The organism is uncultured Formosa sp. (assembly GCF_947500765.1).
Classification (GTDB): domain Bacteria; phylum Bacteroidota; class Bacteroidia; order Flavobacteriales; family Flavobacteriaceae; genus Formosa.
In genome coordinates this window covers 222,377-244,832 of sequence record NZ_CANMTH010000003.1, presented here as the reverse complement: position 1 = coordinate 244,832, position 22,456 = coordinate 222,377, and the positions used below count along the sequence as shown (strand labels likewise).

The following is a 22,456-nucleotide window of genomic DNA, read 5'->3' as shown; positions in this document are numbered from 1 at the left end:
GAGATATTATACCAAATTATCTAAAACCAATACTATGTTAACCCGGTATAATAATAAAATACTCAATGTTTGTACATTTAGTCTCATGAAGATTTATCCCTTTAAAATACCTAAACAAATTAATGAGAACCTTGTTGTACAAGTCGATCAGGGAAATTCATTTTACAATAAACTTCACCAACACAAAGAAATACAGCTTGCTTATATTTTAAAAGGACAAGGAAAATTAATTATATCGGACAGTATACACCCATATACCGATGGCGATATTTTTATAATTGGAGGAAATAGTCCGCATTTATTTAAAAGTATGGATCAAGTTGAAGAAAGATCCCATATGGTTTCTTTGTTCTTTTCTGAAGAGACTTTTAAGGAGCATCTTTTAAAAATTTCGGAATTAGAAAATCTTCATCATTTTTTTAATAAAGCAGTATCTGGTTTTAAACCCAAAACAAAAACAAAATCCATTAAAAAATTAATGCAGAAATTACCTAAAACCAATAAGCTGCTGCGATACATTATTTTTCTTAAATTATTACGTCGTCTTTCTAATTGTGAAATGTCTGTATTAACAGATTTTATTTACCCAAAACAAATGTCTAATGGAGACGATAGACGCATGCAAATTGTATTCGATTATATTATTCATCATTTTCAGAATGATGTTACTTTAGAAAAGGTTTCGGAATTAATACATATGACTCCAAATGCATTTTGTAGATTTTTTAAACAGCGAACGAATAAAACATTTTTTAAATATTTAATTGAACTGCGTATAGAACATGCTTGCCAATTATTAAAAACGAATAAAGATATATCTATTGCACAAATCTCTGATCAATCTGGGTTTCGATCTATTTCAAACTTCAACAGAAAGTTTAAAGAGCTTAAACACGTTTCTCCTTCTAATTACCTTCAGCATATAAACGGAACTTTAGTAGGCATCCCTAAAGATTAAATTATAAAAAAATCACCCTACAGTACTTTGTAGAGTGATTTAACGGATTTAAAAAATGTAAAAAACGGGGGTACTAATTATTTTCCACCAGCAGGTAAATGTTCCTTCCAGTATTTTTCCATAGTTTCTCTTAAATGGTACGATGTATTTTCTCTTTCGTGAATAGAATGAGAACGCATTGGATAAGACATCATAGAGAATAACTTATTATATTTTATTAATCGGTCTACCAACATTTCATAACTCTGATAATGTACATTATCGTCTGCTGTTCCATGAATAACCATTAAATTTCCTTCTAAATGTTGTGCATAATTTATTGGAGAGCCATCATAATATCCTTTAGCATTATCTTCCAATAATCCCATATAACGTTCCTGATAAGTCGCATCGTATAACCTCTGATCGGATACAAAAGAGACTGCTAATCCTGCTTTATATATTTCTGGATATCTAAACATACAATTTAAGGTCATTTGTCCGCCTCCACTCCATCCCCAAATACCTACGCGTTCTGAATCTAGAAAATTATAAGTTTTTAAAATTTCGGTTGCTGCTTTAGACTGGTCTTCTGAAGCTAATATACCGATTTGTCCATAAATAGATTTTCTCCAATCACGACCTCTTGGTGTTTTTGTTCCTCTATTATCTACACTTATTACAACATAACCTTGATCTGCAATATAGTGATGCCATAAATCTCCGCCAGCCCAATTATCTTGCACTGTTGATCCTGCTGGTTCTCCATATACATAAAAAAATAGTGGATATTTTTTTGAAGCATCAAAATCTTTTGGTTTTATCATCCAAGCATCAAGCACATCATCTCCAATATTAACTTTAATAAACTCCTTATTGTTAACACCCAATACATCATATTTTTGTTTTAATGCACTATTATCTTCTAATACTCTAACTGATTTATGAGCAGGCAAACTAACAAGTGAATATATTGAAGGCGTAGTTGTATTCTCGAACGTTTGAATGGCCCATTTAGCATCTGAAGAAATCTGATATTTACTTTGTCCTACTTGATTCTCAGGTGTAATTCTTTCAGCTTTCCCTTTTCCGTTAATCTTACTCCTATATAAATAACGCTGTGTAAAATTATCTGGAGAAGCTATATAATACACATAACCACCTTTAACATCTATATTATTAATATTTACAACATCAAAATTGCCTTTAGTAATGGGCTGAATCTCTTCACCGTTTCTGGACACTTTATATAAATGTAACCAACCGTCGCGTTCGCTAGACCATGTAAAGTATTTTTCATGATCTAACCAACGGATATCATCATGAATATCTAAAAAGGCATCATCTGTTTCTGTAAGAATATTATTAAGCTTCATAGTTTCAATATCTCCAACCCATACTTTATTTTGATTTTGAGGTCGGTTTAATTGTTGTACCATAACTTCGTTAGAATTCGGAATAAAATCCATGCGAGCCAAATAATTATTTCTAGAATCTCCAGGAATGTCAAACCATTTTGTCTCGCCGCCTTTAACGGGAATAACACCAACTTTTACAGAAGATAATGTTGTTCCTACCTTTGGATAAGGCATCGGGATTGGTTTAGAGTAAATAGAATCTATGTTATTAATCATATAAAATGTGCCAACACCTTCTGTATTCGATTGCCAATAAGCAATATGTTCGCCATCTGGACTCCATCTAAATCCGTCTCTACAACTTAATTCTTCTTCGTAAACCCAATCAAAAGTTCCGTTTATAATATGGTCTCCTCCGTCTTTAGTTAACTGATTAACTGTATTTGTTTTTAAATCTTGAACGAATATATTCAACTCACTTACAAATGCTACTTTAGAAGCATCTGGTGAAAATTTAGCAAACATTAAAGTAGATTCTGGTAAATCTGCTCCTAGTTGTTTTAATGTATTAGTTACTAAATCGAGAACCCAGTAATCTCCTTTAGTGTTATATCTCCAAACGCGTTTTGTATTGGTAAACACAAGAAGTTTACTATCATCGTTAGACCATTGATAGTCTGAAATTATTAAAGCTTCGTTTTTATTTTTAGGAATTAATTGAGATGCAGAAACCAAAACTGTTCTTTTACCCGATTTTGCTTCGTATTTAACAATATCCTTACCTTCTAGTTTTGCATTCGATTCTAAAGTAGAATAACCTTTATTATCTTTCATCCATCTTACTGGTCCAAATCCTTTTTGCTGATAAACGTTATTCTTATAAATATCTTCTAAAGACAATGTTTTATTAGATTGGGCTTCCGATTGATATCCAATCAAAATAACAGTAACCAGCGCAATTATATTTCTTTTCATGTATTAAATTATTTTCTTCTATTTTACAAAAATCAGATGCATGTCTTTAAGCTTTAAGAACAATACAAGTTTTTTAAACAGTTTACAAAAGCAATATTAAGATAATATCTAATTGAAGTTTTTGAGTATACTAACCAATACTAATACTATATTAACCAAAGCACTTTCAAGTAAAGCGAATATTGATAATTTTATTAATTTTAATAATTAGAATTGATGTTTAAGTGTTTTAATTAGGGCGCTAGTAATATTTAAAATTGATACACTTTACTAATAGCTAACTAAATCACTGATAACAAAATAGTTACAACAAAAAAAAACAGCAACTTTTTTAATTAATTATTCACTAATATATACTTATTAATATGAAATTATATCCAAGTATTTTTAACGACGTTATTGGCCCAGTAATGAGAGGACCGTCTAGTTCACATTGTGCTGCGGCGTTACGCATAGGTAAAATATGCTTAAATATCATGGATAGAGATATTGATGAAGTATATATTGAATTTGATCCAAATGGATCTTTGGCAACCACACATTCCGGCCAAGGATCAGATATGGGGTTGTTTGGCGGATTATTAGGTTGGGAAGCCGACGATGAACGCTTAAAAGATTACAAGCATCATATTGAAGCATCTGGTATAAAAATTAAAATAGATATTCATGATATCGCTGCAAAACATCCCAATACCTATAAAATTACTTTAAAAAACAACACAGCAACTCATCAAGTTATTGCTATTTCTACAGGTGGCGGGATGATAGAGATTATAGAAATAGACCAAGCCACAGTGAGTATGTATGGCGATTTTTATGTAACACTCTTATACACTCAGGAAACTTCAGCAATCTATAACACCATACATAATCTGAATTTAGGTGAAGTTAACGTACATTATGGATGTCAACACTTTATTTCTGTACACTCTAATAAAGCACAACAAGCAGAATTACGTCAAGTAATATCAACCTTAAACGAAATTCAGAGTATTAAAACCATTGCTCCAGTACTACCTATTACATCAAGACAAAATCTAAGCGTGCCTTTTATTACTGTAGAAGAGATGCTGATTTATAATGCTGATAAAGATTTAAAACTTTGGGAATTGGCCTTAGATTATGAAAGTATAAGAGGCCAGATAAAGCCACAAGACGTCTTAGACAAGATGGGTAATATAGTAGAAGTTATGTGTAATGCTGTTGCTATGGGTTTACAAGGCACAAAGTATAAAGATCGTATTCTAGGTCCGCAATCTTTAACATTTAAAAAGAAGTTTGAAAACGGCAATTTAGTACCAGGAGATGTTTTAAATACGTGTACCATGTACACCTCAGCCATTATGGAAGTAAAAAGTGCTATGGGTGTTATTGTTGCTGCTCCAACTGCGGGTTCTTGTGGTGCTATTCCCGGAACTTTAATTGGAACTGCAGATGTGCTACATTTAACAAAAGACGACATTGTTAAAGCCATGTTAGCAGCCGGACTTATTGGTATATTTATTACCGAACATGCCACGTTTTCAGCAGAAGTTGGCGGATGCATGGGCGAATGCGGATCGGCTTCCGGAATGGCCGCTGCAGGACTTGTGGTTTTAAAAAATGGTTCTTTACTACAGGCTTTAGCCGCCGCTTCAATAGCATTACAAAGTTCTCTAGGATTAATTTGCGATACAGTAGCCGATCGTGTAGAAGCGCCTTGTTTAAATAGAAATGTTATGGCGAGCTCTACAGCCATTTCTAGTGCCAATATGGCTTTATCTGATTATGATCAAGTGATTCCTTTAGATGAAGTTATTGAAACTATGAAACGTGTTGGCGATGCCATTCACCATAACTTAAGATGTACTGGTTTAGGCGGCTTAGCCATTACTAAAACAGCTAAAACTATTGAAGCTAAACTTGCCGGCTATAAAAGTATTTTAAACACGCCTAGTTTTAAAAATTGTTAAGTATAATTTCAAACTTGTTTTGTCCTTATAACTTATTATTCTCTTTTAAATAATCCTCTTTTTTAATCTTAAAGCGTCTATCTGTACAACAATCCCTTTCATTATAGAACTCTAGAGTTGAAGACATAAATTTCTCAAGAACTTTAACCGAAGCTAGGTTGGCAATATTAACATCGGCAGTCACAGTTTCAACTTGCATAATATTAAAATAATAGTCTAACATGCCTTTAGTGGTTTCTGTAGCATAGCCTTTACCCCAAAACGCAGTTCTAAAACGATACCCTAATTCGTATTCTTGGTCAGAATTTATTAAAAACAAACACAAGCCGATAAGTTCAGATTGGCCAATCTCGTAAATCCCAAAAACACATTTCTCGTTTTGTAACCGACTTAAATCTAAATTCTGATTATTATTAAAACGATGGGTAATTTGTGCTGCTGTGAATGCCTTTTGCGGAATTAATTCTAAAACCTGAGGATCTGTAAATAACTCAGCAAAATATGTTTTATCTTTCTGTGTTAAGCCTTTAATCTGTAATCTATCGGTTTCAAATAATAGCATGTGTTTACATTAGTCCGTTAAAAAACTAAATATAAACTAAAAACAAATACATCATTGTGCTATTATTTCTCCATAAGAATGTGATGTTCTGATGTTGAGATGGATTTAAAACCAAATCTTCTATAAAATTGTTGTGCTTTCGTATTAATTTTAAACACTTGTAAACGCACAGACTTCTTTTCTTTAATTGTTTGTAAAAGAATCGTATCCAAAACAAATTCTCCAATGCCTAAACTCTGAAAATTTTCAGATATAAGTAAGTTCTCAATAATAAAAAATGTTTCAGTCTCTATAATATTAAAGAAACCAATAGCTTCTTTTTTATAACAAATAATTTGTGTGTTTAACGGATTAAAACATTCTGTATGATACTGAAAATCGTCATCCCATCCCCAAATTGAAGCAACATAGGGCTTAATAGATTTTGTTTTAATAGCATACGTTAAATTTAAATCTGATGCCGCTGCTGCTCTAAAATCTAAATCTGTTGGTTTTAATGTATAAGTCAATGAAACACCGTGTTCAATTTAAAGATTCAACTAATATAATAAATTTTCCTTTAATAGATTGTAATTCTGTATCTTGTATACTCAAAAGCCCAAAATATATGACTCTAAACAACAAAGCATTCGCATAGCTAATGTGCCATACGAATGCTTAATGTATTACTTTTACCTAATTTCTTAGATGGCCTTTACTGGGCAACCGATAGCTTTAGTAAAATTAGGTTCTGGTTTCTTTCCGTTTTCTAAGGCATGAATTGCATCTTCAACATATTTTACATTTACGTCTTCTGCAGATCTTGCATTATCGTCTATAGTACCTATATATTGAACTTTTTTATCCTGATCTAATAAAAACACATGTGGTGTTCTTACTGCTCCATATTGAGGAAATACGTGTTGTCCTTCATCTGCTAAATATACGAAAGGAAAATTTTTATCGGCGGCTCTTTTTTGCATGGCAGTAAAATTCTCTTTTTGATTATCCTCACTTACATTAGGATTTATTGCCACAACTGAATACCCTAATGGTGCATATGTATTATGTAATGCAATTAAACGGTCTTCGTACATTTTTGCAAAAGGACATTCGTTACAAGTAAATACAACGATATATCCTTTCGCATTTTTTATATTAGATAAAGAGAACATGTTGCCATCAACATTTTTTAGTTTAAAATCTGTAGCAACATCTCCTATTTTATAACCGCCAATTTCTTCTAATGTTTTTGTCTGAATAGGGCTATGTCCGCCTCCAGGAGGTGGTCCTTTTCTATCTTGTGCGTTAGCATTAAAAGAAATTAGTAAACTGCTCATAAAAAAGGCAATTGCAAATACTACATTTTGAGTTTTCATTCTTATTTATTATTTATTGTGTTATTTATTTCTTGTTCTAAGTCTTCAATGTTTTCAAAGGACCGTTCGTAAAATCTACGTTTGTCTTTATTAAAAATTATGGTAAACGGAATGGCTCCAGACCAATTTGGGTCTATTTTATCTATCCAGCTATTTGCATCAGGGTCGTCTAACATAACAACTTTAGAGGTAATGCCTTTTGCTTTTAAAAATGGCTTAAGTTCTGATTCTATATTTTCAGGAAAGTCCATACTTATTAATAAAACCTCTACATTGGGATGCTTCTTTTCATAAGCTTTAAGAATTGGTAATTCCTTAACGCAAGGTGCACACCACATAGCCCAAAAATTTATGATATGTATTGTATCTGAATCTGTATACAATAGAGGTTCAATAGCATCAAAATCATAAACGGCAATATGTTCTTGATTTGATTTTATAGATGATTCAATGTTGGATTGTCCATACATATAACCATAATGCACCGGTGCAAATAAAACAGCTAATAACAGAACATACTTTTGTAACGTCATTATTGAATAATATAATTTAATAGTTTTCATGCTAACTAGGATAACTAAATTATATAAAGGTTTAATTGCTAAACATTTTTTTAAGTAATCTTTAACAAAACAGCGGTTATAATTTGCTTCTAGATGAAAATAAATTAGACTCTCTATTTATTTATTTTCAATAAACACTTATATATTTACACGTTTTCACATAAAAACATTGTTAATTTTAATAATTTAATATATTTTAACCCTGTTTTACAGAAAACACACAATAAACATTAAATTAACTAAATACATAAACCATAATGAAACATCTATTTTTTCTACTTTTAATCACTCTAAGTATCACAGCTACGGGACAAACTATTATTGGACAATGGGAAACCTACGACGATAAAACCAATGAAAAAAAGGCACTTATTGAAATATCTAAAACCAATGATATTTATTCTGCAAAAATAATTGATAAATATATCGGAGAAAAAAACTCGGTTTGTACGGCTTGTGAAGGAGACAAAAAGAATCAACCAATGATTGGCTTAGTTATTATTGAAGATATTAAAAAAGATGATGATGAATATAGTGATGGAACAATTTTAGATCCAGAATCTGGAGACGTTTACAGCTGTTATTTAAAATTAGTAAACAACAATAAACTTAAAGTAAGAGGTTTTTTAGGCGTTTCTCTTTTTGGAAGAACACAATATTGGCTTAGAAAAGAATAATACAATAATCAAAGGTTGAGAATAACCAAATAGATTGTTTCTAAAAAATCATAATTTAAGTTAATCTCAACCTTTAATTTCTATAATTAAATTCCAGTAATATTACTCCGTCTCTCTAACAGTAATGTATCTCTCCATAAGCCGTCAAGTTGTGCTATTTTTTCTCGACATCCAATTAATCTAAATTTAAATTTTTCATGAAGTTTCAGTGTTCCTATATTTTCAGGAAACACACTTGAATGTAAAGTCCAAATGCCATGATCTTCAGAAGACTTTATAACATGATCCATGAGTAACGATCCTATTCCTTTTTGAAAACAAGTTGAATCAAGATAAATACTAACTTCAGCAACACCGCTATACGTCTCTCTAGTAGATATTGGAGACAAAGCTATCCACCCTAATACAATATCATTTTCTACCCACACAAATCTGGAATGCTTTAAATGTTTTGAATCCCAAGTAGACCAAAGCGGAACATTAATTTCAAAAGTTGCATTTCTAGAATCTAATCCCATTTTATAAATATCTAGAACTCTAGAGCTGTCTGCTTCAGTCATTTCTCTAATCATATCACTTAAGTTTATTTGTCTATACATTACACTATAAACAAAATTACATGATACTAAAATTAACAAAATTCGGTTAACACATGTCATAAAACTTATATAAAAAATAAGCTCACTTCTATTTTCTTTTTAGACTTCGTCCTCTAGGTTCATTTCCTTCTTCTAATACAATTTCTGAATGTAAAAATTTAGCTGCAGCAGCAGAATCCTTCACTTTGCTAGTACTACGTGTAATCATTTCCCTTTCAAATGCAGTTAAGACACTGGTTCTAATACCGTTTTGCTTCCATTGTAAATCCGGTTTACATTTTCTAGTTATTTCGCGAGCTAAAGACAAAGCGTCTAGTAAAGCTTGATTTGCACCTTGACCTTTAAACGGACTCATAGGATGAGCTGCATCACCAATTAATGTAATGTGTTCTTGTTCCATTAATTCTGGTTTCAATAATGCACGATCGTATACAGGGTAGCCAGACACCATATTAGCCTGAGTTGCTGCCATAATCTGCGGAATGGGATCGTGCCATTGGGTTCTAGAACAGGCTTCTTCTTTAAGTACAAATGCCCCTTTAGAACTTAAAGATATAGCTTCTTCTTCTGCCATTGGAAAACTGAGTTGCCACATGATTTTATCTTTTGAAAAAGGCATAATATATATGCGTTCATTACCATTAGCCGTTTGAAAAACAGTAGCCGAATCTAATAAATCACTTTCGAGACCATCTAGAGCTTCTAACGGACAAATTCCTAAAATAACAATACAACCTAAGTAACGTAAAGGTGTAATAATATCACCAATCAATAATTTCCGAACAGCGCTACGAATACCATCTGCACCAACAACCACATCGGCCTTAACATGCTTAGTTTCTCCATTTACAAGAAATTGCAAATTTGCACTACTCTGTTTCGAACTCTTAAAACCTACAAACTGATGATTCCATTGTACCATTTTACCACCACCAAGTTGTTCCATAAGTTCCTGCCGTAAAGCTTGGCGTGCAATATGTACATTGGTGCGTTTTGAAGTTGGTTGTTTTGTGGTATTCAACCACTTTCTCATACCCCATTCTCCTATCACTGTGCCATCTGTGGTATGTACAACATGACGCGTAGAAACAATACCGTCTTTAAATTCTGAAATTCCAAAACCAGACATGGCTTTACTGGCTTGTTGTAATGTAAGACCATAACCTTGAGATCGCACATCAAAACTACTATCGCGTTCGTAAAGTGTAAACGGAATACCCCGATGTAGGCATGCAACAGCCAATGCCATACCTCCTATTCCTCCACCAATAATGGCAACATGTGGATAACGTGATGTATCGGCCAATGGAAAATGGTCTGATGCCACTATACCCGATCCTGAACAATCTGTACAAGAATATAAATTCCCTTTGGGTTTTCTGGGAGCAGCCCCTTGTTTGTCGTTCTCAAATTGTTTACAAGCATTCTGATAATGTTGTCTTGCCATTTTATTCAGTCTTCGGCGTTTTTTACCTTGACCTTGGCATGCATTACATATTGTCCAACAACTGCCTGCTTTATGCTCTTTTTTCAATTTGCTGTTATTTATACGTTTAATCAGATTCAGAATATTCGAGTATATCCGCCGGCTGACAATCTAGCGCTTTACAAATGGCCTCTAATGTTGAAAAACGAATGGCTTTAGCTTTTCCTGATCTTAAAATAGAAATATTCGCCGTTGTAATACCAATGCGATCTGCCAAATCTTTACTTTTTAGTTTGCGTTTGGCTAACATAACATCTAGATTTACTATTATAGCCATAATTTAAATTGTTAATTCATTCTCTTCTTTAAAATCTTTAGCCAAAAGTAAAGAATGGCTTTGAATGATAAAAAACAATCCTATAATAGATATAAATAGCGGAATTAATAAGTTATCATCAAAAATTAATTCAAATGTACCCAGATATAATTTACCTACAAATACAATGAGAATAACACCTACGTAAAGCAAACCTGTGTACAAAAAATGATATCCCGTCTGCTTCAAATTGTCGATGATATGATTTGAAAAGTACTTATTGGATAACAAAAATCTAGCCATTTTTCTAAGAAAATATAGTCCTCTTAAAAATACGATATATGTTATAAAAGTTAACATCACAATACTCCAATGCCAAATGGTCCAATCTGAAACACTAAGATTTGCTTGATTAATGTTGATAATCCCTAAAGGAACCGTGAATAAAATACCGATTAAACCTACTACATGGAGCATATAAAGAAGATCTACTAAAGTTTTAAATACAATTGTCTTAGTCATGATAAATAATTATTTACTTGTTAAAAATAAACAAAAATTATCGATAAACAATATTTTAATTATTGATAAACAATTATTTTTTATTTTTCAAGACTAAAATTCACTGTCGTGCCTATATCTATACCCTGAGGAAGTTTAACTCGGACTTCGGTGTTTGAATTCTTTTTAAAAGTTGTTTGGCTAGAGCTTGTATATTCTCCTGAAATAACAAACAAAATTTCTGATAATAACTGCGTCGGATCAGATACATGAACCAACCAACCCTGATCTTGTTTTGTAAAAGTTACTAAACAAGCAGAATTAAAAGCAACACTCTGTTCGTTACTTAACCATATGGTGCAAGCCTCGAAAGCACTTATAGTAATTTCTTGTCCATTATTAAAGACTAAAACATGCGCTGAATCTGTATGCATTAAAATGGTCGCTAAATCTTTAACTTGAGTCTGAAACATATCTTCTGGTGAAACACCAACAATACTTACATAAGCATAACGTTCTGATTTTGGTTGAACCCCATGCCCAATACCCACATAAAAAATAGAGTCTTTAACAACAGTATCTGGCATCCAAGACACTACTTTGTTCCAACTGCCTAAGGCTATATCTTGTTTGTATTGTATTACATTATGGTCTAGACTAAAATAAGCAATGCTATCGTGCCACACCTTTTTTAATCCTTCTGTAGTAGAACTTACTATCACATCGCCTTTTAACCTGCATTGATTTATTGAAGTGTATAATTCATCATTCCTAGAACTGGTAATTCCAGAACCCAAAGCATAAATTTTGTTATTTCTAAACACATACGATTTGTTTGCTGCTACATCATCTCGTCTGTATTTAAAAGCTGTAATTCCCGTATTTCCCGCATCTAAACCTCCAGAAAAATCAGAATCATTTCTGTAACCTTCCCAACCTAGTATAGGCAATTTTACGGTGTCTTGTACAATTGTAGTTCCTGGTAATTTTTTCCAATCCCAAACGGGATAAATTTCATAATATTCATCTCCCGTTCTATAAATAAGGTTTGTCCCGTCTCCTAAATAATAGGCTTGCTGATTTTCTCCATTTCCTGCCTCTGCGCCAATAATTCGTGTAGAAGACATGCGTACCGGTGAAAAAAATTGAGTTGTTCTATACACCGAATAATCCGAATTTTGAAAATGTGTGTAACCTATAGGAGCTTGCTCTGGGTTAGTATGCGTATCGAAAGCATTAAACTGATTTTTAACTTTATTAAACGTAGCGTATTTTGTTTTTGCACCACGATAAATTTCCCCATCAACATACTCCGGAAACAATTGTCTGCCGCTAGCTAAAACATCATATTTACCGTTATATACGACCTTTTGCTGACCTTTGAATAAAAAATTACGCATTAAATCGACCTTAGATTTAGGAAAGGATAAAGTCGTATTATTAAATATAAACATCCACATCACGATATCTTCGGAAAAATGTAAACCATAATTCCCAAATTGTGGTTGCGGGCCGTGCTGATGAAATGAGAAATCAGGTTGTAAACCTTCTTCTGCTCCTGTAGACTGTACTACGATATCTTCTATAGTTGTGGCTGCAATTTTATAAACATCTTCATGGTCTCTTAATAATTCACGCATAAAGACATTACCGCTTAACCAAATTTTATTTTGTCCGCTCATACCAATTTCACTGGCATCCATAAGTTGTAAGGCTTTCTGCTGTAAAGCATCTGGTATAAAAGATTCACAAAGAATTAAAATTGGACCTAAATTTTGTGGAATCCCGATTTGTTTAAGCCACCAATTTTCACTCCAAAACTTATGATTACACCAATAATTGAGACCCTTTAATATGGCTTCAGATACTATTTTATCCTGAAAATAGTCACTATCGGGTTGATTATAAGCTATAGCTAATGATTTTAAACGCTTTAAATGATTAAGAGGCAACCAATTGCTTCGTCTAGTCATGGTATAGTCAATATCTGTCCAAGAACCATCAACTTGCAAACTATTAAGTAAAGATTCTGTTTCGGCTACATTTACATCCTCTAGAGCATAAAACTGCTTAAAATTAGTTTTTAACTGTTCTGTTTGCCCAATAAATTGCCAAGGTAAAAGCACACAAAACAGTCCTAATATAAGCCAAGCTTTTTTCATATCTATTCTCGTTTACTAAATATTCAACTCGATTTCGAGCAATATCTATAAATTTAAGAAATAAAAACCATTTACGAAATCATAAACACAAACCAAAAAAGATTATAAATATTTAATTTCACAAGGTTATTTTTATCATAAATGTTAATTTAAGTCGGATATAGCTTAAAAACTAAAAGTTATTTTGAATTATATTATATTTAAAAAAAAATGATTAAATGAAAGTTATTCTCTCTACCCTATTACTTTGTTGTAGCATCTTAAGTTACTCACAAAAAAAAGCACTTGAACAATCCGATATCGGACTTTGGAAGACCATTGATGACGAATCTATTTCTCCAAATGGTGATTATGTAATGTATACACTAAATCAAGGCGAAGAAGATGTATACTTAAAAATTAAGGATGCGAAAGCCAAACTTATTTTCGAGCATGATCGTGCTAAAAAAGGAACTTTTACAACCGATTCTAAATATGCTTTATTTACCATTAATGCTTGGAAAGATAGTATTACAGCTTTAAAACGTAAAAAAGTTAAGAAAAAAGATTTGCCTAAAGACACTTTAGCTATTTACAATTTAGAATCTAAAACCATCAATAAAATTGCAAACATTCAGTCTTATAAAGTACCAGAAAAATGGTCTGGTTATGTAGCTTATATGCTAGACGAAGTAAAAAAAGATAAAAAGAAAAATAAAGATTCCCTTTCTGATGACAAAGTAAAAGATACTTTAGCCAAAGGAAAAAAGAAAAAAGGTCTTAAAAAAGTAAGTAAAGAAAATGGTTATCATTTAGTGCTTAGAAATTTAACTACACAAAAAGAAGACACTTTAAAATATGTTACCAACTATACATTTGCTAAAGAAGGCCAACGATTTGCATATACAACTACTGGTGATACGGATGAAATAACTGCCGGAGCTTATGTATTAAATCTAGAAAACAATCAACAAACACAAGTGTTTGAAGGGCATGATCAAGTAAAATATTATCAATTACATTTTAGTGATTCTGGTGAAAAATTAGGCTTTATTGCCGATTTAGACTCAACTAAAGTACAAGAGCGCCCTAACCAATTATATGTTTGGAAATCTGGTGAAGCTAAAGCCTCTCAAATCTTAAATAATACAACGGCGCCTAAAGGATACCGTGTATCTTCAGACGGGAGAATCCATTTTTCTAAAAATGAATCGAAACTCTATTTCGGATTAGCTACACCTTCAATTATAAAAGACACCACATTAATTGACGAAGAAATTGTAAATGTTGAAGTATGGACTTACAACGAACCTGAATTATACACCGTGCAAGAAATGAATGTAAAGCGCGATCAAAAGAAATCTTATGAAACCGTATTGCATCTAGATACCAAAAAAATCATTCAATTAGCAACAACAGATTATCCAAATGCAACTATTGGAGATGAAGGAAATGCCAATCAGGTTTTAGTGAGTACGTCAGAACCTTACGATTTATCTCGCCAATGGACAGCTTTAAGAGCATCAGATTATGCGCTTGTTGATGTAAACACTGGAGAAACAAAACCAATTATAACAAACTTTGCAGGCGGTATCCGTTTAAGTCCGAAGGGAAAATATGCCTATGGTTATAATTTAGTAGACAGCACATGGGTGAGCTACAATATTAGCACAGGAAAACAACTGGATTTAACTAAAGGTAAAATATTTTATAACGAACTTAACGACACCCCTAATTACCCAAGATCTTACGGTGCTGCAGGTTGGACAGCAGATGACAGTGCATTATTAGTTTACGACAGATACGACGTGTGGTCTATTAATCCAGATACAGGAGATATGACTAAATTGACATCGGGAAGAGCTACTAAAACACAATACAGATATGTTGAGTTAGATGATGAAGAGCGCTTTTTAGATGTAAATACACCTTGGTTGTTTTCAACTTTTAACGAAGACAATAAATATTCTGGATATTATACTTACAATGCTAAACGTAAGAAAGGAGAACAATTATTAGAAGGCCCTTACAGATATTCTAGACCTATAAAAGCGTTAGAGAATACAGATGTTATTTTCTCAAGAGAGTCCTTTACAGAATTTCCTGATATTAGATATTCTAATTTAACGTTTAAAAAGCAAATCAAAATTAGTGACGCGAATCCACAACAAAAAAATTACAATTGGGGAACGGCTGAATTAGTGACTTGGACCTCTCTAGACGGTATTCCTTTAACAGGAATGCTGATTAAACCAGAAGATTTTGATCCAAATAAAAAATATCCAATGATTGTGAATTTTTATGAAAAAAGTTCAGATGGATTATATCGTCACAAAGCTCCTGCCTATGGGCGTTCTACTATAAATTATAGTTTTTATGCCAGTAGAGGATATGTGATTTTTAATCCAGATATAGAATACAAAGATGGATATCCTGGAGAAAGTGCTTACAATTGTTTAATGCCTGGTGTCTCTGCCATGGTTGCCAAAGGATTTATAGACAAAGATAATATCGGGTTACAAGGTCATAGTTGGGGTGGTTATCAAATAGCATATTTAGTAACGAAAACAGATTTATTTAAGGCTGTAGAATCTGGAGCTCCTGTACCAAATATGATTAGCGCCTACGGCGGAATTCGTTGGGGAACAGGATTAAGCAGACAGTTTCAATATGAACACACACAAAGTAGAATTGGAGGAACACCTTGGGAATATCCAATGCGTTATATTGAAAACTCTCCTATTTTTTACTTAGATAAGGTGAACACTCCTGTGTTAATTATGCATAATGATGCAGACGGACACGTGCCATGGTACCAAGGTATAGAATTCTTTACAGGATTACGCAGATTAGGAAAACCATCATGGTTGTTAAATTATAACGGCGAACCACACTGGCCATTACAATTTCAAAATCGAAAAGATTTTAATATCAGATTGTCCCAATTTTTCGATTATTACTTAAAAGGTGCAGCTAAACCTATGTGGATGGAACGTGGTGTACCTGCTATTGAAAAAGGAATAAACCAAGGTTACGAATTAATGGAAAAATAATCCAATTTAAATAACCTATCATAGTACATTATAAAAGCTATCAATTTTACATCAATTGTAAAGTGGTAGCTTTTATGTTTTTAATTTGGAAGTAAACATTACAATCCCGCTTTATATAGTGTATAAATCTGATGCGCTTTTATAATCTGTCTCATCATGAATTTGGTAAAAAAAATCTAATTGCCACTGTTGTGTTTTTATAGCCTGTTTACTTTGTGGGACATCCCATTCTGGATAAACTCTAAAAGCCCGCTTACCATCTCTATCTTTTGTAGATAAAATACCTTGTGCTATCAAAACTGATTTCGGAAACACAAATTGTCCAAAATATGCTCCATAACTCACGCTAACGGTAAAAAAGTCTATGGTATCACTTTCATTAAAAGGTACTGTAATCCCGTTTTTATTACGTTTCCAAAAGGTCACAAACTGTCCGACTTTTTTAGGTGTAATTTTGGCATGTCTGCTAATAATGTTGCGGCCGTTAAGTCTAAATTGGCAAGCACTATAAGCTTTACTTTCAACATCCGTATTATAGTCTGAAATAGACAAGCCAAGGTCGTTATAAACCTGATTTTGAATGTGTTTAATACAATTATTCATTATAAAGTATATATTTCAGTATTTTGAATTTTAAAAACAAGGAACAACATCAATTATCCGCCTTGGCCATGTTCTAAGTTTTCATAAAAATAAGAATTAACCAATAAGTAGATCACAAACACTATAATATATAAAAGTATCGAATTTGGTAGGTAACAAGTAACCATCAGGAAACCCTATTAAAGATTCTTCATAATAGGTACAGCATCCAATAACTAATGTTATAGCAATATCAATAATTGCCCATATCATTTTTAAGTTACTTGTATTCAATTGAAGTCTTTTTTGAATTCAACACGAACATAAAACATATTATAAACCTTATCCGTAAAACCTATTAACTTTTATATCGGAATCTATTAGATTGACTAATTTTGTTAGCATCGTTTTATCGCGTTCAGAAGTTTCTGTACTTAGACATTTTTAGAATATTAGCCAGAAAATCAATTAAGACAAATCCATTTTAATACGATCTTCTGTAGGTCTTATTAAAATAAAATAGAGAATAATCAATATTCCAAAAATCATAAAATCTTTTTTCATAAACACTAATAAGAAAGCAGAACCTTCAAGTATGGCCCATCGAGTAATTGATGCTGTTTGATAAGCTCCCATTTTCTCTTCTAATTTCAATTTTATGTCTATACGTTTTATCTGAGAATTGAATATATATTCACTCAAAAAAACAGACATTATAGGGATAATTAAGAAAATTACAGTTGCAGCATTTACAGCCTTAAAACTAAAACTGGTTAATGCTTTTACATCTCCTAAAACCATATATACTATAATTAACCCTACACTTAAGGCCAAATGAATTATTGTAAGGACTTTTATTTTTTCTTTCATAAGCACAAACTAACACATTACATTTTACTATTTTAAAAATAACAAATAAAACATAAATGCTTTGTAGTTTTTCTATTACAATTTAAGTACTTATAGATTTTTTAAATTGCTGAGGCGTCATTAATTCCATCTTTTTAAACTGTCTGTTAAAATAACTAGTATTATTAAAACCAGACTTAAAAGCAATTTCAGACATTCTAAAATCTTTAGAGGCTTTAATAAGTTTTTTAGAAAATTTAATCTTCTCAGAATTAATGTAATCTATAGGAGAAATACCTAAGGTATTTTTAAATTGTTTATGAAAATGAGAGGTACTCATGTATGCTATTTTTGCGAGTACATCGACAGTAATATCTTTATTTGTTAAATTATTTTTAATGTATTTAATAACAGTTCCCATTCTAGTATCATTAAAAATTTGATTCGGATCGTTAATTATTAACGACTTTGCTTTAGTTTGTAATAACCGAATAATTAACTCTTGTATCATTAAATCTAATAATACATCTTTAGATTTGTTATTATTAGTAAACGTATATGTTAGGCGTTCAATTAAATGATTTACATCTGTATTATTTATTAAATGCGATGAGGTATCGTCTAATTTCCAATTGCCATTTTCATTTTCAATAGCAACTTGCTGATTAAATTTTTCGACAACTTCATCTATTTTAAACGTATCTATTCCTAAGGCTAAACATTGTGTTGGCTCTTGTTTTGTGGCAAGTGGAAAATCAATTAACATTTCTTTATTTTTTGGCATAACTACAGATTCTCCTGGGATGAAATCAAAAGCTTCAAAGCCATCAATATGCATAATTTTCTTTCCTGTAAGCATACTTGCTATAATTGGAAAGTTAAATGTTAGAGACACTTTTTCTGCATAAGTATGAGTTTCATAAATATTTAACTCAGCATAATCGGCACTATACGTTGTCCTATTCTCTACTAAAGTCGTGAGTTTTCTAATGTGTGTATGCTGATCTAAAATGGATTTCATGTGTTTCATGCTATAAATGGTTATTCAAAATAAGGAAACAATAGATATGTTCTAAATTATGATAAATACGTTCAAGTTAATTCATATTTGATAAAATAACTTTACAATAAATAAATATAACACATTTATTAAATCGAAAAATTACAGAATTAATAATTTAACACTATTTTACATGAATTATTCTAAGCCAGAATTTAAAGAGAAATATGACAATTACATTAATGGAAAATTTATAGCCCCCATAGGTGGACAATATTTCGATAACACCTCACCTATAGATAATAGTTTTATTTCAAAATATCCACGTTCACAAAAAGAAGATATTGAATTAGCCTTAGATGCTGCTAACGCGGCAAAACAAGGTTGGGAAAACACATCGGCTGCAGAACGCGCTTCTTTACTTAATAAAGTAGCAGATATTATTGAAGAAAATCTTGAAACATTTGCGCTGATTGAAACTTGCGACAATGGAAAACCTATACGGGAAACCTTAAATGCAGATATTCCTTTAGCAGTAGACCATTGGCGGTATTTTGCAGCTTGCATACGTTCGGAAGAAGGTGGCGCTACAGAATTAGACCAACATACATTATCCATGAATATTAAGGAGCCTTTAGGCGTGGTCGGACAAATTATCCCTTGGAATTTTCCTCTATTAATGCTCTCTTGGAAATTACCTCCTGCCCTAGTTACAGGAAACTGTGTGGTATTAAAACCAGCAGAACAAACACCAGCATCGGCATCTTTTTTAATGGAAAAAATTGCAGATGTATTTCCTCCAGGAGTAGTAAACATAGTTCATGGATTTGGTCCGGAAGCAGGAAAACCATTAGCGTCTAGTCCTAAAGTAGATAAAGTAGCTTTTACTGGAGAAACCACTACCGGACAATTAATTATGCAATATGCTTCTAAAAATTTAAATCCGGTGACCATGGAATTAGGAGGGAAATCGCCTAATATTTTCTTTAATTCGGTTATGGATGCAGACGATGCCTATTTAGACAAAGCCATTGAAGGCGCTGTGTTATTCGCTTTTAATAAAGGAGAAGTTTGTACCTGCCCTTCTAGGATTTTAGTGCAAGAAGATATTTACGACGCCTTTATGGAACGCGTAGTTGCCAGAACAGAAGCCATTATTCAAGGAGATCCTTACAATATTAATACTATGGTTGGAGCACAAGCCTCTAACGATCAATATGAAAAAATACAATCTTACTTTAAAATTGGAAAAGATGAAGGTGCAAAAGTACTCGTTGGTGGAGAAGCCAATAAATTAGAAGGAAATTTAGCTAACGGATTCTATATAAAACCCACCATATTCGAAGGTCATAATAAAATGCGTGTGTTTCAAGAAGAAATTTTCGGTCCTGTTGTATGTGTAACCAAATTTAAAGATGAAGCTGAAGCTTTAGAAATTGCAAACGATACAATGTACGGACTTGGTGCAGGTGTTTGGACACGCGATGCACACCAATTATACCAAATTCCAAGAGCTATAAAAGCGGGGCGTGTTTGGGTAAATTGCTACCATGCGTACCCTGCACATGCTCCGTTTGGAGGCTATAAAAAATCTGGATTTGGAAGAGAAAACCACGTGATGATGCTGAATTATTATCGTCAAACCAAAAACATGTTGATCTCTTACGATAAAAATAAATTAGGGTTCTTTTAATAGTAATAATTGTTGGTTAATAGTGAACGAGGCTATCATATCAATTAAAAATATGGTAGCCTTTTTAATTTTTGAAATTATGGAAAGAGTAACAATAACTGAAGCAGCAACGACTGTTTTAGAAGAATTAAAAACAAAATATGGTGAATTAATTTTTCATCAAAGCGGTGGATGTTGCGATGGATCTGCCCCTATGCTATTAGAAAAAGATGAGATGTATTTAGATGAAAGTGACATCCTTTTAGGAAAATTACATGGCGTCAATTTTTATATGAATCAAGATCAGTTCGAATATTGGAAACATACCCATTTAACGGTCGATATTACCAAAGGTCGAGGCGCAAGTTTTTCTTTAGAAATTCCTTTAGGACTTCGATTTTTAATACATTCTAGATTATTTACTGATGAAGAAAATGAAATATTGAATAAAAAAAACACCTAGCATTTCATTATATAAATTTTAAACATCTAGACTAATAATTAAGCTAAACGCTAATATGTTGTAACACATAATCACGCTGCTTCTACAGCTTAAGTCTATTACAAAACAAACTAAACCTCAAAAAACAGATAATTATTAATTATTTACATTTATTTGTTATCAAATTACCACAATAACACATCTATTTATACATATTTACAATACGCTTCTTGGTTTGTAAAAAAAGGTTATATAAATTAGCCTAATCAGTTTAAATAAAATTTAACACATGAAATGGCCTTCTAATTTTTAATACTGATAGTAACTAAGTAACAAAAATTATATTTAATTTAAAGTCAAACACAAACCAACTTTACATTTAACATGAAACAACTTATACTATTCTTACTTACAATATTCTGTTTGGCTTCTCATAGTTATTCACAAGAAAAAGATTCTATTACATACAAATATGTATTACCTATTTGGGGACAAAAAGTAGCAGATCGCGGTATGGCAAATCAGCTACAACTACCTTTTGGGTTAAACCTAAATTATGTGAATGTGTTTATGGATTTAGACATTACAGAATTTGGTTTAGAAGTCGGTGGAAAAGATTTTTCAGACGTATTAAATGTAGAAACTCTAAACTTCACTAAAGTAAGCGCTACTACAAACGGTGTTAATTTTAGAGCTGATGCTTGGGTTTTACCTTTCATAAATGTATATGCATTATTTTCATCTGTAACGGGAGGGACACAAGTTGCGCTTCAACCCACATGGAAAGATGCTACAGGAGAAATCCTTTTACAATTACCTGAATTTTCTTCTAAAGTCGAATTTAATGCTACAACATATGGAATTGGTACCACCTTAGTTTTTGGTTGGGATAATTACTTCCTAAGTACAGATTTTAACTATTCGCGTACAAATACTGAGTTATTAGAAAATCAAGTGGGATATGCCACCTTATCTGCTAGAACGGGATACCGTTTTCGTTTATCTAATAAAACACCAGATTTATATATCGCGCCATACGCAGGAGCCATGTATAGAAACTTTGTTGGTGCAAAAGGAAATTCGGGATCTATAGGACTAGATGAAGTGTTTCCTGAGTTAGATGCTACTTTTAATAATGCAGTAGATGAAAAAATAGCTAGTAATCAAGAAATTATAGATGCTCCTGGAACTAGTGCTGCTGAAAAGATTAAATTACAAGCTCAAAATCAAGCCTTAACAACTATTGAAGAAAAAGTGAATGATAGCGGTTTATTTTCTACTAAAGTAGACTATCAGATAGAAAAAGAGTTAGCACAAACAGTCACTTTCCAAATGGGATTTAATTTACAAATTAATAAAAACTGGATGCTTAGAGGTGAATATAGCTTATCAGATCAGCAACGTTTTATATTAACAGGATTGCAATACAGATTTGGAATAAAGAAAAAAGAATTTAGATAATACACATCACCTCTATTTAATAGATGTAAATT

21 protein-coding genes are annotated in these 22,456 nt (G+C 32.1%); 7 read left to right on the top strand and 14 right to left on the bottom strand.

All coding sequences use genetic code 11. The annotated features are described in order from the left end of the window. Positions 1-85: 85 nt before the first annotated feature. On the top strand, positions 86-958 hold the full coding sequence (locus tag Q1B05_RS07295; protein ID WP_299779136.1) for an AraC family transcriptional regulator: 873 nt from the start codon (positions 86-88) through the stop codon (positions 956-958). Between the two features lie 77 nt (positions 959-1,035). Here Q1B05_RS07295 and Q1B05_RS07290 read toward each other — a convergent pair whose 3' ends face one another. Next, positions 1,036-3,270 (bottom strand): S9 family peptidase, encoded by a 2,235-nt coding sequence (locus Q1B05_RS07290; protein WP_299779134.1) that lies wholly within the window; start codon positions 3,268-3,270, stop codon positions 1,036-1,038. Between the two features lie 365 nt (positions 3,271-3,635). Between Q1B05_RS07290 and Q1B05_RS07285 the strand changes: the two genes are divergently transcribed. Further along, positions 3,636-5,222, top strand: a complete 1,587-nt coding sequence (locus Q1B05_RS07285; RefSeq protein ID WP_299779132.1) for an L-serine ammonia-lyase, iron-sulfur-dependent, subunit alpha — start codon at positions 3,636-3,638, stop codon at positions 5,220-5,222. Between the two features lie 25 nt (positions 5,223-5,247). On the opposite strand, the gene Q1B05_RS07280 is transcribed toward Q1B05_RS07285, so the two are convergent. The 4 genes from Q1B05_RS07280 to Q1B05_RS07265 all read right to left on the bottom strand — a co-directional run bounded on the left by Q1B05_RS07280 (position 5,248) and on the right by Q1B05_RS07265 (position 7,705). Next, positions 5,248-5,784 carry a GNAT family N-acetyltransferase gene (locus tag Q1B05_RS07280; RefSeq protein ID WP_299779130.1) on the bottom strand — a complete coding sequence of 179 codons (537 nt, stop codon included), beginning with the start codon at positions 5,782-5,784 and terminating at the stop codon, positions 5,248-5,250. Positions 5,785-5,846: 62 nt separating this feature from the next. Beyond that, positions 5,847-6,293 (bottom strand): GNAT family N-acetyltransferase, encoded by a 447-nt coding sequence (locus tag Q1B05_RS07275; RefSeq protein WP_299779128.1) that lies wholly within the window; start codon positions 6,291-6,293, stop codon positions 5,847-5,849. Between the two features lie 174 nt (positions 6,294-6,467). Then, positions 6,468-7,142 carry a thioredoxin family protein gene (locus Q1B05_RS07270; protein ID WP_299779126.1) on the bottom strand — a complete coding sequence of 225 codons (675 nt, stop codon included), beginning with the start codon at positions 7,140-7,142 and terminating at the stop codon, positions 6,468-6,470. 2 nt (positions 7,143-7,144) lie between these two features. Further along, positions 7,145-7,705 (bottom strand): TlpA disulfide reductase family protein, encoded by a 561-nt coding sequence (locus tag Q1B05_RS07265; RefSeq protein ID WP_299779124.1) that lies wholly within the window; start codon positions 7,703-7,705, stop codon positions 7,145-7,147. A 257-nt stretch (positions 7,706-7,962) separates the two neighbouring features. Here Q1B05_RS07265 and Q1B05_RS07260 point away from each other — a divergent pair, with 257 nt between their 5' ends. Further along, positions 7,963-8,382, top strand: coding sequence for a DUF2147 domain-containing protein (locus Q1B05_RS07260; RefSeq protein WP_299779122.1), 420 nt, complete (start codon positions 7,963-7,965; stop codon positions 8,380-8,382). A gap of 86 nt (positions 8,383-8,468) precedes the next feature. On the opposite strand, the gene Q1B05_RS07255 is transcribed toward Q1B05_RS07260, so the two are convergent. The 5 genes from Q1B05_RS07255 to Q1B05_RS07235 form a co-directional block, all read right to left on the bottom strand. Continuing rightward, positions 8,469-8,954: a GNAT family N-acetyltransferase gene (locus Q1B05_RS07255; RefSeq protein WP_299779120.1), complete on the bottom strand. Its 486-nt coding sequence runs from the start codon at positions 8,952-8,954 to the stop codon at positions 8,469-8,471. Between the two features lie 115 nt (positions 8,955-9,069). Continuing rightward, the gene (locus tag Q1B05_RS07250) at positions 9,070-10,515 is read right to left on the bottom strand and encodes an NAD(P)/FAD-dependent oxidoreductase (protein ID WP_299779118.1); all 1,446 of its coding nucleotides are present in this window, start codon (positions 10,513-10,515) and stop codon (positions 9,070-9,072) included. Between the two features lie 19 nt (positions 10,516-10,534). Beyond that, the gene (locus tag Q1B05_RS07245) at positions 10,535-10,744 is read right to left on the bottom strand and encodes a helix-turn-helix transcriptional regulator (RefSeq protein WP_299779116.1); all 210 of its coding nucleotides are present in this window, start codon (positions 10,742-10,744) and stop codon (positions 10,535-10,537) included. A 3-nt stretch (positions 10,745-10,747) separates the two neighbouring features. Beyond that, positions 10,748-11,245, bottom strand: a complete 498-nt coding sequence (locus Q1B05_RS07240) for a DUF2975 domain-containing protein (RefSeq protein WP_299779114.1) — start codon at positions 11,243-11,245, stop codon at positions 10,748-10,750. A gap of 80 nt (positions 11,246-11,325) precedes the next feature. Continuing rightward, a complete protein-coding gene (locus Q1B05_RS07235) occupies positions 11,326-13,386 on the bottom strand; it encodes a polysaccharide lyase family 8 super-sandwich domain-containing protein (protein ID WP_299779112.1) in 2,061 nt (686 codons plus the stop codon). Between the two features lie 218 nt (positions 13,387-13,604). Between Q1B05_RS07235 and Q1B05_RS07230 the strand changes: the two genes are divergently transcribed. Further along, complete coding sequence (locus Q1B05_RS07230) at positions 13,605-16,418, top strand: prolyl oligopeptidase family serine peptidase (RefSeq protein ID WP_299779110.1); 2,814 nt, start codon at positions 13,605-13,607, stop codon at positions 16,416-16,418. Between the two features lie 111 nt (positions 16,419-16,529). On the opposite strand, the gene Q1B05_RS07225 is transcribed toward Q1B05_RS07230, so the two are convergent. The 4 genes from Q1B05_RS07225 to Q1B05_RS07210 form a co-directional block, all read right to left on the bottom strand. After that, positions 16,530-17,021 carry a MepB family protein gene (locus Q1B05_RS07225; protein WP_299779108.1) on the bottom strand — a complete coding sequence of 164 codons (492 nt, stop codon included), beginning with the start codon at positions 17,019-17,021 and terminating at the stop codon, positions 16,530-16,532. Between the two features lie 96 nt (positions 17,022-17,117). Next, positions 17,118-17,294 carry a hypothetical protein gene (locus Q1B05_RS07220; protein WP_299779106.1) on the bottom strand — a complete coding sequence of 59 codons (177 nt, stop codon included), beginning with the start codon at positions 17,292-17,294 and terminating at the stop codon, positions 17,118-17,120. 174 nt (positions 17,295-17,468) lie between these two features. Beyond that, the gene (locus tag Q1B05_RS07215; protein WP_299779104.1) at positions 17,469-17,870 is read right to left on the bottom strand and encodes an MFS transporter; all 402 of its coding nucleotides are present in this window, start codon (positions 17,868-17,870) and stop codon (positions 17,469-17,471) included. A gap of 82 nt (positions 17,871-17,952) precedes the next feature. After that, entirely contained in the window at positions 17,953-18,870 is a 918-nt protein-coding gene (locus tag Q1B05_RS07210; protein WP_299779748.1) for an AraC family transcriptional regulator, read from the bottom strand. 172 nt (positions 18,871-19,042) lie between these two features. Here Q1B05_RS07210 and Q1B05_RS07205 point away from each other — a divergent pair, with 172 nt between their 5' ends. The 3 genes from Q1B05_RS07205 (at position 19,043) to Q1B05_RS07195 (ending at position 22,424) form a co-directional block, all read left to right on the top strand. After that, positions 19,043-20,542, top strand: coding sequence for an aldehyde dehydrogenase family protein (locus tag Q1B05_RS07205; RefSeq protein ID WP_299779102.1), 1,500 nt, complete (start codon positions 19,043-19,045; stop codon positions 20,540-20,542). Between the two features lie 79 nt (positions 20,543-20,621). Next, the gene (locus Q1B05_RS07200; protein ID WP_299779100.1) at positions 20,622-20,984 is read left to right on the top strand and encodes a DUF779 domain-containing protein; all 363 of its coding nucleotides are present in this window, start codon (positions 20,622-20,624) and stop codon (positions 20,982-20,984) included. A 363-nt stretch (positions 20,985-21,347) separates the two neighbouring features. After that, a complete protein-coding gene (locus Q1B05_RS07195; RefSeq protein WP_299779098.1) occupies positions 21,348-22,424 on the top strand; it encodes a hypothetical protein in 1,077 nt (358 codons plus the stop codon). Positions 22,425-22,456 lie beyond the last annotated feature (32 nt).

Coding starts and splice junctions, on each gene's coding strand:
- Q1B05_RS07295 (WP_299779136.1), top strand. CDS start 86: ATGAAGATTTATCCCTTTAAAATACCTAAACAAATTAATGAGAACCTT.
- Q1B05_RS07290 (WP_299779134.1), bottom strand. CDS start 3,270: ATGAAAAGAAATATAATTGCGCTGGTTACTGTTATTTTGATTGGATAT.
- Q1B05_RS07285 (WP_299779132.1), top strand. CDS start 3,636: ATGAAATTATATCCAAGTATTTTTAACGACGTTATTGGCCCAGTAATG.
- Q1B05_RS07280 (WP_299779130.1), bottom strand. CDS start 5,784: ATGCTATTATTTGAAACCGATAGATTACAGATTAAAGGCTTAACACAG.
- Q1B05_RS07270 (WP_299779126.1), bottom strand. CDS start 7,142: ATGAAAACTCAAAATGTAGTATTTGCAATTGCCTTTTTTATGAGCAGT.
- Q1B05_RS07265 (WP_299779124.1), bottom strand. CDS start 7,705: ATGAAAACTATTAAATTATATTATTCAATAATGACGTTACAAAAGTAT.
- Q1B05_RS07260 (WP_299779122.1), top strand. CDS start 7,963: ATGAAACATCTATTTTTTCTACTTTTAATCACTCTAAGTATCACAGCT.
- Q1B05_RS07255 (WP_299779120.1), bottom strand. CDS start 8,954: ATGATTAGAGAAATGACTGAAGCAGACAGCTCTAGAGTTCTAGATATT.
- Q1B05_RS07245 (WP_299779116.1), bottom strand. CDS start 10,744: ATGGCTATAATAGTAAATCTAGATGTTATGTTAGCCAAACGCAAACTA.
- Q1B05_RS07240 (WP_299779114.1), bottom strand. CDS start 11,245: ATGACTAAGACAATTGTATTTAAAACTTTAGTAGATCTTCTTTATATG.
- Q1B05_RS07235 (WP_299779112.1), bottom strand. CDS start 13,386: ATGAAAAAAGCTTGGCTTATATTAGGACTGTTTTGTGTGCTTTTACCT.
- Q1B05_RS07230 (WP_299779110.1), top strand. CDS start 13,605: ATGAAAGTTATTCTCTCTACCCTATTACTTTGTTGTAGCATCTTAAGT.
- Q1B05_RS07225 (WP_299779108.1), bottom strand. CDS start 17,021: ATGAATAATTGTATTAAACACATTCAAAATCAGGTTTATAACGACCTT.
- Q1B05_RS07215 (WP_299779104.1), bottom strand. CDS start 17,870: ATGAAAGAAAAAATAAAAGTCCTTACAATAATTCATTTGGCCTTAAGT.
- Q1B05_RS07210 (WP_299779748.1), bottom strand. CDS start 18,870: ATGAAATCCATTTTAGATCAGCATACACACATTAGAAAACTCACGACT.
- Q1B05_RS07205 (WP_299779102.1), top strand. CDS start 19,043: ATGAATTATTCTAAGCCAGAATTTAAAGAGAAATATGACAATTACATT.
- Q1B05_RS07200 (WP_299779100.1), top strand. CDS start 20,622: ATGGAAAGAGTAACAATAACTGAAGCAGCAACGACTGTTTTAGAAGAA.
- Q1B05_RS07195 (WP_299779098.1), top strand. CDS start 21,348: ATGAAACAACTTATACTATTCTTACTTACAATATTCTGTTTGGCTTCT.